The organism is Pseudomonas glycinae (assembly GCF_001594225.2).
GTDB lineage: Bacteria > Pseudomonadota > Gammaproteobacteria > Pseudomonadales > Pseudomonadaceae > Aquipseudomonas > Aquipseudomonas glycinae.
Genome location: NZ_CP014205.2, coordinates 762,290 through 775,472 on the forward strand (window position 1 = coordinate 762,290; position 13,183 = coordinate 775,472).

Here is a 13,183-nt window from a genome sequence, read left to right on the forward strand (position 1 = left end):
TTTTTGGGTACTTTTTTGGCGTTTGAAAAAAGTGCCTCGCCGTAAGGGCGAAACCGCCAGCGGGCGCACCCGAAGAAACGGATATTCACCCAAAACCCCAGAGCATGGTCGGCCCAAAGGCCGCCAAGCCCAACCCCCAAAACCCTGTCAAAACCCTGAACACACAAGCAGAAACACCCACCCCCATTGAAACCACCCAAACCCTGCCCCATCTAACAGCCATACCCAATTGCGCAGGTGCCCCATGAGCGACCAGCAAGAATTCCCCGAAAACCCCGACGACATCACCGAAACCGACGCCGAACACATCGAACACCACGTCCCCGGCAAAGGCCTGGCCCTGCCCGGCCAGAACCTGCCGGACAAGGTCTACATCATCCCGATCCACAACCGCCCGTTCTTCCCTGCCCAGGTCCTGCCGGTCATCGTCAACGAAGAACCCTGGGCCGAAACCCTCGAACTGGTCAGCAAATCCGAACACCACTCCCTGGCCCTGTTCTTCATGGACACACCCCAGGAAGACCCGCGCCACTTCGACACCAAGGCATTGCCGCAATACGGCACCCTGGTCAAGGTGCACCACGCCAGCCGCGAAAACGGCAAACTGCAATTCGTCGCCCAGGGCCTGAGTCGCGTGCGCATCAAGACCTGGCTCAAACACCATCGCCCGCCGTATCTGGTGGAAGTCGAATACCCGCACCAGCCCACCGAGCCGACCGACGAGGTCAAGGCCTACGGCATGGCGCTGATCAACGCGATCAAGGAACTGCTGCCGCTCAACCCGCTGTACAGCGAAGAGCTGAAGAACTACCTCAACCGCTTCAGCCCCAACGATCCGTCGCCGCTGACCGACTTCGCCGCCGCCCTCACATCGGCGACCGGCAATGAGCTGCAGGAAGTGCTCGACTGCGTGCCGATGCTCAAGCGCATGGAAAAAGTCCTGCCGATGCTGCGCAAGGAAGTCGAAGTCGCGCGCCTGCAGAAAGAAATCTCCGCCGAAGTGAACCGCAAGATCGGCGAGCACCAGCGCGAGTTCTTCCTTAAAGAACAGCTCAAGGTCATCCAGCAGGAACTCGGCCTGACCAAGGACGACCGCAGCGCCGACCTCGAGCAGTTCGAGCAGCGTCTGGAAGGCAAGGTCCTGCCGACGCAGGTGCAAAAACGTCTCGAAGAAGAGATGAACAAACTGTCGATCCTCGAGACCGGATCGCCGGAGTACGCGGTCACCCGCAATTACCTCGACTGGGCGACCTCGGTACCGTGGGGCGTGTATGGCGAGGACAAACTCGACCTCAAGCACGCGCGCAAGGTGCTGGACAAACACCACGCCGGCCTCGACGACATCAAGGACCGCATTCTCGAATTCCTCGCGGTCGGTGCCTATAAAGGCGAGATCAGCGGCTCCATCGTGCTGCTGGTCGGCCCGCCGGGCGTGGGTAAAACCAGTGTCGGCAAATCGATCGCCGAATCGCTCGGCCGGCCGTTCTACCGCTTCAGCCTCGGCGGCATGCGCGACGAAGCCGAGATCAAGGGCCACCGCCGCACCTACATCGGCGCGCAGCCGGGCAAACTCGTGCAGGCGTTGAAAGACGTCGAAGTGATGAACCCGGTGATCATGCTCGACGAGATCGACAAAATGGGTCAGAGCTACCAGGGCGACCCGGCCTCGGCGCTGCTCGAAACCCTCGACCCGGAACAGAACGTCGAATTCCTCGACCACTATCTGGACCTGCGGATGGACCTGTCGAAAGTCCTGTTCGTCTGCACCGCCAACACCCTGGATTCGATTCCCGGCCCGTTGCTGGACCGGATGGAAGTGATTCGCCTGTCGGGCTACATCACCGAAGAAAAAGTCGCCATCGCCAAGCGCCACCTGTGGCCGAAACTGCTGGAAAAGGCCGGCGTGTCCAAGGGCAGCCTGAGTATCAGCGACCCGGCGCTCAAAGCCTTGATCGACGGTTACGCCCGTGAAGCCGGCGTGCGCCAGCTGGAAAAACAGATGGGCAAACTGGTGCGCAAAGCGGTGATGAAGCTGATCGACGACCCGAAAGCGGCGATCAAGATCGGCCCGAAAGACCTCGAAGCGTCCCTCGGCCATCCGGTGTTCCGCAACGAACAAGTGCTGTCCGGCACCGGCGTGATCACGGGACTTGCCTGGACCAGTATGGGCGGCGCGACACTGCCGATTGAAGCGACGCGGATTCACACGCTCAATCGAGGTTTCAAACTCACCGGGCAACTGGGCGATGTGATGAAGGAGTCGGCGGAGATCGCCTACAGCTACGTCAGCTCGCACCTGAAACAGTTCGGTGGTGACGCGAAATTCTTCGACGAAGCTTTCGTCCACCTGCACGTGCCGGAAGGTGCGACACCGAAAGACGGCCCGAGCGCCGGCGTGACCATGGCCAGCGCCCTGCTCTCCCTCGCCCGTAATCAGCCGCCGAAAAAAGGCGTGGCGATGACCGGCGAGCTGACGCTGACCGGCCATGTGCTACCGATTGGCGGGGTGCGTGAGAAAGTAATTGCGGCAAGACGGCAGAAGATTTTCGAGTTGATTTTGCCGGAGCCGAACCGGGGTAACTTCGAGGAACTGCCAGATTACTTGAAGGAAGGCATCACTGTGCATTTCGCCAAGAAGTTTTCGGATGTGGCGAAGGTGCTTTTCTAATTTGAAGACTGGCCCCGCCCATTGGACGAGGCCTTCTGCATATAAAAAACAGCGATAGCCATAATTATAAAAAAGAATAAAAAACTGTCACATATGACAGTTTCAATATCATTCCTGGAAAACCACACTGCCTGCTCGATCCAACGAGCAGGCCGCCATCATGCCCCAGCAAATCAAATATCTGTTCGCAAGCGGAAAAGCTGACTTTACAAGAACCGGAACGATAGCAAACATCCCTGCCCCGCTCACCGACCTTGAAATGACCCCTGAAGGAGCATTCAGTCAATTGAGCAACAGCATTAGTATCGATTTGGTTCAATACAAGGGACAAGCCAGTGAAGTTCAAGTGCAAATCTCGCTTGCAGACCCCGACAACCCTAAAGTCGTTGGTTATCATGAGTACAGGAATACTGCAGACCACAGACCTTCAAGGGAACTTTTTTCCTTTGACATTTCCAACGCCATGATCACTTCAATAAAAACACAACTGACACCCCAGACATCCTTTTTTGAGATAACCCAATTAAGTTTTGAGGCACTCTCTAATGATGGCGATCACAAGCGCACAATAACAGGAACCGCAAAACTCCTGATTAATGAAATGCAATAAACCAAACGACAACCCAGAGTGGCAAGACCATGTCAAACCTGAACGCTGTTGTTGTAACCGCGAAATTTCAATTAACGATCGATATCAAAGCTGAAGGATTTAGCTTTTCTTCAAAAACAATTGTAACGGATAACGTGGATGGCTGGACGTCTGACGGAAAAACCGTGGAACTGGACATTCTGACGGAAAACTCTGCATCCAAACAGATAATAACTCTCAAAATCTCTCAAGAGGAAGCTCCCATAGTTATCTCTATTGCCCAGAGCACATTGGGAAGAAATGGATTAAACCAAGTGCATTACAACAACATCCAACAAGATCTGGAAAGTACAACGACCAAATTATCAAGCAACCTGTTCAAATACGATGTATCGAAAATAGAACTGGAAGCAACTTCGGACTTACTTGATCAGAGCTGTAAAATTTCAGGCTTCGGAAGTATTCTGATCCACCATGTCTAGGCATTGACTCTATCTGTGGATTCTCTTGGAAAACTTCACAGATAGATCTCCATCACTCACAGCGAAATGCCCCTGAATCGCGTCCTTCGCCGTCACAATTTGTCTCATCTTCAGTTATGCTCGCCGTTCGTCGCCAACGCCGGAGCCACTGAGTCCATGTCCCCCCTTCGCCTGTTTGTCCCGCTGTCCCTCGCCCTGCTGGCCGCCTGCGCCACGCAACCGAAAACCAACGTGACCGTGGAAAAACAGAGCGAATGCCCGGTGCGGCTGAGCAACGGGCAAAATCTGATCGTCACGCTCCCGAGCAACCCGACTACCGGTTACCGCTGGGCCATCCAGGATTCGGCCGGCGGCGTATTGCGCGCCCTCAGTCCCGAGGTCTACAGCAACCCGGAAGATGCCGGCGTGGTTGGCGCGGCCGGTCTCTCGACCTGGCGATTCCAGGCTTTCGCCCCCGGCACCGGGCGTCTGCGCCTGACTTCGCAGCAACCCTGGGCGCCGGAAGTGTTGCCGGTGGAGACCTTTGACTGCGCCATTTCGGTGAACTGATCGTGGGCTGGCTGATCCTGGCGCTGATGGGCGCAGTGACCTTTCTCTATGGCCTCAGCACCCATGCAGCGCTGCTGTGTCTGCTGGTCAAACCGTTGCCGGTGTTGGCGTTGCTCGGCTGGCTGCATGACGCGCCACCCAGCGACTATCGGCGCTGGATCAGCCTCGGTCTGATTTTCTCGCTAGTCGGCGATGTATTGCTGGCGTGGCCGGGGGATCTGTTTGTGTTTGGTCTGGGGGCGTTTCTGCTGGCGCATCTGTCGTACCTCAAGGCCTACCTCAGCGATTGCCGGCGCCTGGCCCTGCTGCCGCTGATCCTGGCGCTCAGTGTGGGCGCCGTGTTGTTGGGTATCCTGATTTCCAGCGGGCTCGGTCCATTGACCGTGCCAGTGATCGTCTACGGCACCGCCATCAGCGCCATGCTCTGGCGCGCGCTCGCCCGACTCGGCAGCGGCGTACCACAACGCTCAGCGCTGCTCGCGGCGGGTGGCGCGGTGGCGTTCGTGTTCTCTGACAGCGTGATCGGCATCAACCGGTTTGTCGCACCATTTCATGCGGCACCTTACGTGATCATCCTCAGTTACTGGTTGGGGCAGTGGGGGATTGCGGCATCGGCATTTGCGAGAAGCCAAAAAAATTTATACCCCGACACAAATTAAGCTTGTGTCGGCATATTTTATTACGCAACGATCTAAAGCACTGTCATTTATTACAGTAGACGCTCATTTTCCAACTTCATAAGATCAGCCAGCCCTAAAGACAATAAAGTTTTCAGGCTATCAAAAGGATCTGATCATGAATTCACCAAACAATACCTCACCCTTAATCGCAACCGGCACCTTGACCGCCAGTGTGAATGGTATTGATAACTTTAATGCCGAAAATCTTTTATTGATAAGCGATGGAAGAACTATTGCTATTGGCGGGATCCAAAGAACCCGATCGCACTTTCACCCAGCCGGTGGCCCAGGTGCCTGAATCCTCATTTCCAGTGGACTCGGGCCGTTGACCGTGCCGGTGATCGTCTACGGCACCGCCATCAGCGCCATGCTCTGGCGCGTTGGCGTTCGTGTTTATCACCGCCTCCACTTTCCAAAATAGAGATAGATATATTTGAACTAAAAATCCGCCACCCATAATTAAGTAGAATTAAAGACTGTAAGTTCTGACAGTTATCAGCCGCTTTTTCCAATCTTAAACTGCGCCAGCGACTTCACTTCCTTTTGTCGCACATCAGAGGATTTTGAATATGGGCATTCAGAGCGGTTCATCCAATTCGGTGGCCAATACGTTCACTTACCAAATTGATAGCGGTGAGGCAGGCGAGTTTTACTATGCGCAGGGATACTCGGGAAGGTATCTCGAAATCACTGGGGCACGGGACGACTGGGAGCATCAACTTGAGCAAATGATCTTTCGATTTGATCCTGCTATCACAAGCGGGCAATACTCGCTCGACAGCCCTGTCGTTCAAGTCGGAGTACTGACTGGCTGGGTCAATATCCGTTACACCCCAATATCCATGACCCTGAAGCTCACGGTCGATCATGCGTCCCAGCACATTTACGGTGTGTACGACATTCAGACGAAAGAGGATTACGCGGGTGGCAACAACCCCGGTATCAGAGTAAATGGGCTGTTCGACGTGAACTGGAGCACCACCAATTCGCGCCGTCGATAATCAAAAAACTCTCCCAGATATAAACGTCAGACTCAGGCGGCAAACCCTGCGGTTGCCAGAGCCTGAGTCTGAAGACGTGTGAAGTCCTCAAACAACAGAATGAACCCAATTCACACAAGGCCTCCCCCCCACGCCCCGATACACGGTTTATCAGACAACCCGCGCATCTGCGCGCCAGTTTGGCTAAAATGCCGGCCTTTTCATCGACACCGCCGGAACCGCCGTGAGCAAAGAACCCGATCGCATTTTCGCCCAGCCGATGGCCCAGGTGCCTGACTTCGCCTTCAACGAAGACGTGGTGCGGGTGTTCCCGGACATGATCAAGCGTTCGGTGCCGGGTTACCCGACCATCGTCGAGAACCTCGGCGTGCTCGCGGCGCAGTTCGCTCAACCGAACAGCGTGCTCTACGACCTCGGTTCGTCCCTCGGCGCCGTCACCCAAGCCCTGCGTCGCCATGTGCGCACCGACGGTTGCCGGGTGATCGCAGTGGACAACTCGGCGGCGATGGTCGAACGCTGCCGCGAGTATCTCAACGGTCAGGATTCGATGTTCCAGGAGTTGCTGCCGGTCGAGGTGATCGAAGGCGACATCCTCGCCCTCGATTTCAAACCGGCCTCGGTGGTGGCGCTGAACTTCACTCTGCAATTCATCGCCCCGGATCAGCGCACGGCGTTGCTGTCGCGTATTCGCCAATCGTTGCTGCCGGGCGGCGCGCTGATTCTGTCGGAGAAGCTGCGCTTCAACGATGCCGAAGAACATGCGCTGCTGACCGATCTGCACGTCGCGTTCAAGCGCGCCAACGGTTACAGCGAACTGGAAATCGCCCAGAAGCGCAGCGCCATCGAAAACGTCATGAAGCCCGACAGCCTCGAAGAACACCGCGAGCGTCTGCTGGCCGCCGGGTTCTCGAAAGTCGTGCCGTGGTTCCAGTGTCTTAACTTTGCCTCGTTGATTGCCTTGCCATGATTGATCTGTCCCCCCTCGCCCGCCGGCTGGCCGGCACGCCGCTGGCCGAATGGGCCAACACCCTGCAAGTGCAGCTCGACAAGAAAATGGAAAAAGGCCACGGCGATCTGGAGCGCTGGCAAAGTGCGCTGGACGCCCTGCCGAAGATCCAGCCGAGCGAAGTCGACCTGCTCAACGGTTTGAAACTCGATACCGATTGCGACGATGAAACCCGTGCACAAATGCGCACTGCGCTGATGGGGCTGTCGCCGTGGCGCAAGGGGCCGTTCGATCTGTTCGGCGTGCACGTCGATACCGAATGGCGTTCGGACTGGAAGTGGTCGCGGGTTTCTCCGCATCTGGATCTGAAGGGCAAACGCATCCTCGATGTCGGTTGCGGTAACGGCTACTACATGTGGCGCATGCTCGGTGCCGGCGCCGACAGCGTGATCGGAGTCGATCCTAACTGGCTGTTCTTCTGCCAGTTCCAGGCGGTACAGCGTTATCTGTCAGAGCCGAATGCCTGGCACCTGCCGTTCCCGTTCGAAGACCTGCCGCCGAATCTTGAAGGCTTCGACACGGTGTTTTCGATGGGTGTGTTCTATCACCGTCGCTCGCCGATCGAGCATTTGCTGGCGTTGAAGGATTGCCTGGTGAAGGGTGGCGAACTGGTGCTGGAGACGTTGGTAGTCGAAGGTGACAAGCATCAGGTGCTGGTGCCGGAAGACCGTTATGCGCAGATGCGTAACGTGTGGTTTCTGCCGTCGGTGCCGGCGCTGGAATTGTGGCTGCGTCGTGCCGGGTTTACTGACGTGAAATGCGTGGATGTGAGCACCACCACTGTTCAAGAGCAGCGCGGGACAGAGTGGATGAAGTATCAGTCGCTGAGTGATTTCCTTGATCCGGAAGATCACAGCAAGACGATCGAAGGGTTGCCGGCGCCGATGCGGGCGGTCATCGTCGCGAAGAAGTAACGATCCCTTCCAGACACTGCAAAAAATTGTGGGAGCTGGCTTGCCAGCGATAACGGTGGATCAATCGACATCAATGCTTGATGTGCCGACGCCATCGCTGGCAAGCCAGCTCCCACAGGGTTTGATGGAGTTCTTCAGTCTGCGGGTTTTGCCCGCCGCGCTCTGAAGAACTCGGTCAACACCGCCCCACACTCTTCCGCCAGCACCCCGCCTTCATACAGCACGCGATGGTTGAGAAAGCCCTGAGTGAAGAACTGGCCCTGGCTCTGCACAATCCCGGCCTTGGGCTCCAGCGCGCCGTACACCACCCGCGAAACCCGCGAATGCACGATCAGCCCGGCGCACATGCTGCACGGCTCGAGCGTCACGTAGAGCGTGCTGCCCGGCAGACGATAGTTATCCACCGCTTGCGCGGCAGCGCGGATCGCGACCATTTCAGCGTGTGCGCTGGGATCACTGGTGCTGATCGGGCAGTTGAAACCACGGCCAATGATCTCGCCGTCCTGCACCAGCACCGCGCCCACCGGCACTTCGCCGAGTGCTGCACCTTGCGCCGCCAGCTCCAGCGCCTCGCGCATGAAGTCGCGGTCACGGCTGCGGTCGATGATCGCCGCGGGGCGAATCTGGCGCATCACTTCACCTCGATGGCGGCCATCAGGCCGGTTTCCATGTGGTCGATCACGTGGCAGTGGAACATCCACACCCCGGGGTTATCCGCCACCAGCGCCACTTGCGCGCGCTCGTTCTTGCCCAGCAGGTAGGTGTCGGTGAAGTACGGCACGATCTTGTGCCGGTTCGACGCAATCACCTTGAAACTCATGCCGTGCAGGTGGATCGGGTGCTGGTACTGAGTCATGTTCTTCAGTTCGAAAATATAGCTCTGGCCGAGTTTCAGGCTGGCGATTGGCCGGTCGGCGCAGGTCTTGTCGGTGATGTCCCAGGCCTTGCCGTTGATCTGCCACAGGCTCGGTGGCTTGCCGTTGTCGACATTCACCGACACCGAACCGACCCATTCGAAATTGAAGTTGAGTTTCTCGGCCCTGGCCAGGTCCGGCTCGGCCACCGGGTTGGCCGGCAGTGCTTTCGGCCAGTCGGTCGGCGCGTCGTTGTTGGCCACCGAACGCAGGGTGCCCAATCGAACCGGACCGTTGCGCAGCGACAGTTCCTCGCCGGCCGGCGGTGCCTTGATCGCCAGGCAGATGCGCATGCCGGGGCCGAGCCAGTATTCCTTGCCCAACGGGCGCGGCTCGACCGGGTTGCCATCCAGCGCATAGATCTGCGCTTCAACGCCGGGAATGTTGATGCGATAGGTCAGGGTGTTGTCGAGATTGAGCAGGCGTACGCGGGTGATCTGCCCGGCCGGCAACTCGATCACCGGGGTCGGCACGCCGTTGATCGTCGACAGCCGCCCCGCCGTACCGCCACGGGCGGCTTCACGCGGGATGCTGAATTCGACGAAGTTGCCCTCGTCGTCGATGTGCCAGTTCTTCAGGCTCAGGGTCTTTTCGTACTTGAACCCGGTCGGCTCGCGCTCCTCGACAATCAACGGTCCGACCAGCCCGCGCCCGAGCTCCTCGCTGCTGCTGACGTGCGGGTGATACCAGTAACTGCCGGCGTCCGGCACCCGGAATTTGTAATCGAAGTATTCACCCGGCAGTACCGGCAGTTGCGAAACATAGGGTACGCCGTCCATTTCCAGCGGCAGACGGATCCCGTGCCAGTGAATGGTCGTCGCCACGGGCAGATGGTTGATGAAGCGCACCCGCAGCCACTCACCCTGACGCACGCGCAATTCGGTGCCCGGCGCCGATGGGCCGAAGGCCCAGGCTTCGGTCTTGCGCCCCGGTACCAGCTCGACGTCCAGCGGTGCAGCGATCAGCTCATAGTCATGCCCTGCGTCGGCATCGGCCAACTTGCCCAGCCAGTAACGCGACGCGCCCCCCGCTCCCACGCCAACGACAACAAGACCGGCCAGGCCACCGAGGATTTGGCGACGGGTAAAGGACATGAACTCAACTACCTCACGTATCTGCGGCGGGCCTGTGCGCCCGCAAAAGGCGAATACGATACACCTGCGCCTGCGAAACGGTAAGGGCAGCGTGGCGGATGGCCGCACATCAAAGACGATCTCGGGTAGTAACCCTGTACCGCACTTCCCTTGAGCGAATGGGTCACCCTCCGACCTCACTCTCAAGGAATAGAGCGAATGAACCCGACAGAACAACGTACGCTGCCCAATGACGCCGACAGAGCTGCACTCAAGGTCATGGCCACCCAAGTAGTCACGGCGTGCCCGAGTCTCAACGACACGGCCCGACAGGTTGCCATTGAAGTTCTCGCCAGGCAGGGCGTTACCGGCCTCGACCCCGATCACGTCTATTACCATCGATTCAGAACAGCTCAGAGCCTGTCCACATCATTCACCGGTTGGCAGCACTATGGCGAAAAGCCCTATGAAAGCCTGACCCTGACGCAACTGGTAATACACCGGTTCCGCGCCACGGATCAGGACAACGCCGACTTGCTCGGTGTATACGGCGGTTTTTACAGCGCAGGACCAGACTCCGAAAACTTCGATGCAAGCAACGAAGTCCGGCTGCACGGTCACGAGGTGATCAACGACTTCTGGAACCTCAATTTCAGCGAGCGTTACCGCAACGGGTTGCAGTCGTTCTGGAATCAGCACTCCAGCGAATTCCGCACACTGGCCAAATGCAACTTCCTCGGCAAAGCCGTTGAAGCCCGGGAGCTCGGCCACCTGAACGACGAAGACTTCCAGACTGCAATCAGCGCGGTCATCGGACCGCTGAGCTGGCCCGTGAGCCTGCCAAGTCTGCAAGCCGAGTTCATGCCCGGCCATGGCCTGCGGGTTTGCGCACTGGATATCGACGGCCGCGTGGCCACCGACATCCTGCGCATCATCGACTCGACCGGCCGGCAAATCCTTTATGTGCCCGGCGACAACCAGCCATTTCATGTGCTGGACACCCCCGCTGACCTGCATTGGTGGGCCTTGCAACAGTTGAACGAGAAAGCGCCGCGTGAGCTCTTCCTCAAACATTTCTCGCTGGCTGACCGGCACTGGATGACCGAACACATCAGTGACCTGATGAATCGACTGGTCAGCACCTGGGGGCATTCGGATCATCATCTGATCAACCGTAACGATCACACGGTCACGGTGGATGCATTCAGCTGGCTGCGTGACTGTGCCCATAGCGCGATGTTCGCCGAAGCGGATCTTTCCCTGACCTCAAACGCGGATCTGCGCAAGAAACTGTGGATCGGTTATCTGAGCGCCGGCCTGAAAATATTTGGCCCGATGACCGTAGTGGGCTGGCCCGTGGCATTGCCGGTCATTGGCGCCAGTCTCGCCGACATGGGGCTGAACATTGACAGGGCGGTCAATGGCAGGACTGCCGCGGAACGCAAGGAAGGTGTCCTGGCGGCCATTTTCAGCGGCATCGACGCGCTGTTTAATATTCCGTTTCTCAAGGGCACAGGCGCACTGGCGGAGCTCGACGTGCCGTCAGAAGCCATCGAAGCAAGCGAACTGACAGAAGCCGATACAGCAGCGGAACTGGAGCCAGAACAACCGAATGACATCGTGCCTGTTCTGCCAGAACAGCCCTCGGTCATATCCGAACCAGTGCAAGCTTCACAAATCCCGCAACGCTTTCAATCCAACGCAATCCTCGACGGTCTTGATCCGGTTACGGAGCCGGGCAAATATCGCGGCATCTACAGACTCGACACCGATCCTCCCTACGCCATCCAGATGAACGACACGGCCTACTGCGTCCGTTACTTCAACGACTCACAGGGTGGCGGATTCTGGGCGATCATCGACCCGGCCAAACCCAGCCAACTGATCCACGCCATACCCGTGCGCTTGAACAGCGAAGGCCTGTGGGAGCGCATGACCCGACTGGGACTCAAGGGAGGCGGCCAGTGCCTGGGCAGGCAATGCACCGTCGATGTGGCACTTGAACTTGATACACGCGAACCCTCGCCCGCTGAGCCGGAGCCGTTGGTCACACAACCTGGACCGTCAAACCCTGCGCCCAGCGAGCCGCCGAACATCCGACTGGTCAAGACGCCTTACGCAGTCGATCCGCAGCGGGAGTTCGAACTGAGGCGTTGGGCCCTGCAATTACGTGAAACCCATATTCAACTGCGAATTGGCCCTGACGGCGGGCTGATCGCTCCGGATCGCTATGCCCTGTATTTCGCCGATAAAGCCCGCGCGCTTCGGATCTCCGCCAGGCGCTTCTACAAGAACCTGCCATGGGCAAACCTGCCGCCACGCCCGCCGATACCTGCAATTACCTCTTCAATGACCTTCATGGATTTCGTAGCACAGGCACTCAAGGAAGCGCCCGGTCTGGTGATCGGCGAAACCCCGGGCCGAATCACCAGCATGCGACTGATCATTGAAAACATGCCTGCTCTGGCGCGCGAAGGCGTCAAGACGCTTTATGTGCGCCGACTGCTCAGCGACTTTGCCCAGGCTGACCTGAATGCATACTTCAAGTCCGGCGTCATGTCCGAGGACTTGCAGCAGTACCTGAGTCGCCTCGGTACCGATCCGGCAGGGCGGTTCGACGAACTGGCACTGGTCAAAAGCGCCCGAGAAAACGGTATTCGAGTCCAGGCGACCGATTGCGCGGCCTCCTACAAAAGGCCCGATACGCTCGCACGGCCCGAGGAGCAAATCATGACCAATCACCTGACAGCCGACATCATGTTTATCGACAAGAACCTGAATGACGTCGGCAAGTGGGTGGTACTGACAGGCGTGGAAAACACCAATACGTTCAGGGGCGTTGCCGGCATCAGCGAACTGGAAGGCGGCATTGGCTTGCGCATTGAAGAAGTTGATCCGGGACTGGGCGAACGTGTCTCACCGGACCCAGGCATCGATATAGAACGGGGCCCGCATTCAGAAACGCTGGTACAACGCGGGACTTTCGATACCCATTACGTCGACGCGCTGGTGCAATTGGAAGCGGCGCCGGTCAGCCGAAGCGAACTGCAAATACACCGACTCCTGTATCGCGCGGGCATGTATGTTTTCGAACGTTCGCAAGGTACCTATCGGTTGTTCCACAGAAGTGTGAACGGCGAGATTGTACAAACCCCTGTCCAGACCTTCGCAGACGGGCGCTATTACATTGATCGCCCATCCTGGGGTCCGGTACACCGCGTCCCCTACGATAATCTTGAGCAGTTATCCAGCGCACTGAAACAGATGGGGCTGCAACTGCAAAGCCGCCTTCCCCACTGACCTGCCC

At 57.9% G+C, this 13,183-nt stretch carries 12 protein-coding genes and 1 pseudogene; 11 read left to right on the forward strand and 2 right to left on the reverse strand.

The features are described from left to right. Positions 1–244: 244 nt before the first annotated feature. The 10 genes and pseudogenes from lon (at position 245) to cmoB (ending at position 7,889) form a co-directional block, all read left to right on the forward strand. Positions 245–2,668 (forward strand): endopeptidase La, encoded by a 2,424-nt coding sequence (lon, locus tag AWU82_RS03415; RefSeq protein WP_064383890.1) that lies wholly within the window; start codon positions 245–247, stop codon positions 2,666–2,668. 160 nt (positions 2,669–2,828) lie between these two features. Further along, positions 2,829–3,278, forward strand: coding sequence for a hypothetical protein (locus AWU82_RS03420; protein ID WP_064383891.1), 450 nt, complete (start codon positions 2,829–2,831; stop codon positions 3,276–3,278). A 29-nt stretch (positions 3,279–3,307) separates the two neighbouring features. Beyond that, positions 3,308–3,739 carry a hypothetical protein gene (locus AWU82_RS03425; protein WP_064383892.1) on the forward strand — a complete coding sequence of 144 codons (432 nt, stop codon included), beginning with the start codon at positions 3,308–3,310 and terminating at the stop codon, positions 3,737–3,739. A gap of 156 nt (positions 3,740–3,895) precedes the next feature. After that, complete coding sequence (locus tag AWU82_RS03430) at positions 3,896–4,288, forward strand: protease inhibitor I42 family protein (RefSeq protein WP_064383893.1); 393 nt, start codon at positions 3,896–3,898, stop codon at positions 4,286–4,288. A 2-nt stretch (positions 4,289–4,290) separates the two neighbouring features. After that, positions 4,291–4,947: a lysoplasmalogenase gene (locus AWU82_RS03435; RefSeq protein WP_170928983.1), complete on the forward strand. Its 657-nt coding sequence runs from the start codon at positions 4,291–4,293 to the stop codon at positions 4,945–4,947. A 136-nt stretch (positions 4,948–5,083) separates the two neighbouring features. Next, positions 5,084–5,266 (forward strand): hypothetical protein, encoded by a 183-nt coding sequence (locus AWU82_RS03440; RefSeq protein ID WP_139831617.1) that lies wholly within the window; start codon positions 5,084–5,086, stop codon positions 5,264–5,266. Beyond that, a pseudogene (locus tag AWU82_RS29105) lies at positions 5,267–5,362 on the forward strand (lysoplasmalogenase); the annotation flags it as partial. It lies immediately after the preceding gene. A gap of 175 nt (positions 5,363–5,537) precedes the next feature. Further along, on the forward strand, positions 5,538–5,969 hold the full coding sequence (locus AWU82_RS03445) for a hypothetical protein (protein WP_064383895.1): 432 nt from the start codon (positions 5,538–5,540) through the stop codon (positions 5,967–5,969). 259 nt (positions 5,970–6,228) lie between these two features. Beyond that, a complete protein-coding gene (gene cmoA, locus AWU82_RS03450; RefSeq protein WP_219736936.1) occupies positions 6,229–6,936 on the forward strand; it encodes a carboxy-S-adenosyl-L-methionine synthase CmoA in 708 nt (235 codons plus the stop codon). After that, on the forward strand, positions 6,933–7,889 hold the full coding sequence (gene cmoB, locus AWU82_RS03455) for a tRNA 5-methoxyuridine(34)/uridine 5-oxyacetic acid(34) synthase CmoB (RefSeq protein ID WP_064383896.1): 957 nt from the start codon (positions 6,933–6,935) through the stop codon (positions 7,887–7,889). The genes cmoA and cmoB overlap by 4 nt, the downstream gene beginning before the upstream one ends. 134 nt (positions 7,890–8,023) lie before the next feature. Here the strand turns inward: cmoB and tadA are convergent, their stop codons facing one another. Further along, entirely contained in the window at positions 8,024–8,521 is a 498-nt protein-coding gene (tadA, locus tag AWU82_RS03460) for a tRNA adenosine(34) deaminase TadA (RefSeq protein WP_064383897.1), read from the reverse strand. Then, positions 8,521–9,897, reverse strand: a complete 1,377-nt coding sequence (locus AWU82_RS03465; RefSeq protein ID WP_064383898.1) for a multicopper oxidase family protein — start codon at positions 9,895–9,897, stop codon at positions 8,521–8,523. The genes tadA and AWU82_RS03465 overlap by 1 nt, the downstream gene beginning before the upstream one ends. A gap of 198 nt (positions 9,898–10,095) precedes the next feature. Between AWU82_RS03465 and AWU82_RS03470 the strand changes: the two genes are divergently transcribed. Continuing rightward, positions 10,096–13,176: a membrane-targeted effector domain-containing toxin gene (locus tag AWU82_RS03470; protein WP_064383899.1), complete on the forward strand. Its 3,081-nt coding sequence runs from the start codon at positions 10,096–10,098 to the stop codon at positions 13,174–13,176. The last annotated feature ends 7 nt before the right edge of the window (positions 13,177–13,183 follow it).

What these genes read in the sequence shown, in the direction of transcription:
- lon (WP_064383890.1), top strand. Translation starts at nt 245, where the DNA reads ATGAGCGACCAGCAAGAATTCCCCGAAAACCCCGACGACATCACCGAA.
- AWU82_RS03420 (WP_064383891.1), top strand. Translation starts at nt 2,829, where the DNA reads ATGCCCCAGCAAATCAAATATCTGTTCGCAAGCGGAAAAGCTGACTTT.
- AWU82_RS03425 (WP_064383892.1), top strand. Translation starts at nt 3,308, where the DNA reads ATGTCAAACCTGAACGCTGTTGTTGTAACCGCGAAATTTCAATTAACG.
- AWU82_RS03430 (WP_064383893.1), top strand. Translation starts at nt 3,896, where the DNA reads ATGTCCCCCCTTCGCCTGTTTGTCCCGCTGTCCCTCGCCCTGCTGGCC.
- AWU82_RS03440 (WP_139831617.1), top strand. Translation starts at nt 5,084, where the DNA reads ATGAATTCACCAAACAATACCTCACCCTTAATCGCAACCGGCACCTTG.
- AWU82_RS03445 (WP_064383895.1), top strand. Translation starts at nt 5,538, where the DNA reads ATGGGCATTCAGAGCGGTTCATCCAATTCGGTGGCCAATACGTTCACT.
- cmoA (WP_219736936.1), top strand. Translation starts at nt 6,229, where the DNA reads ATGGCCCAGGTGCCTGACTTCGCCTTCAACGAAGACGTGGTGCGGGTG.
- cmoB (WP_064383896.1), top strand. Translation starts at nt 6,933, where the DNA reads ATGATTGATCTGTCCCCCCTCGCCCGCCGGCTGGCCGGCACGCCGCTG.
- tadA (WP_064383897.1), bottom strand. Translation starts at nt 8,521, where the DNA reads ATGCGCCAGATTCGCCCCGCGGCGATCATCGACCGCAGCCGTGACCGC.
- AWU82_RS03465 (WP_064383898.1), bottom strand. Translation starts at nt 9,897, where the DNA reads ATGTCCTTTACCCGTCGCCAAATCCTCGGTGGCCTGGCCGGTCTTGTT.
- AWU82_RS03470 (WP_064383899.1), top strand. Translation starts at nt 10,096, where the DNA reads ATGAACCCGACAGAACAACGTACGCTGCCCAATGACGCCGACAGAGCT.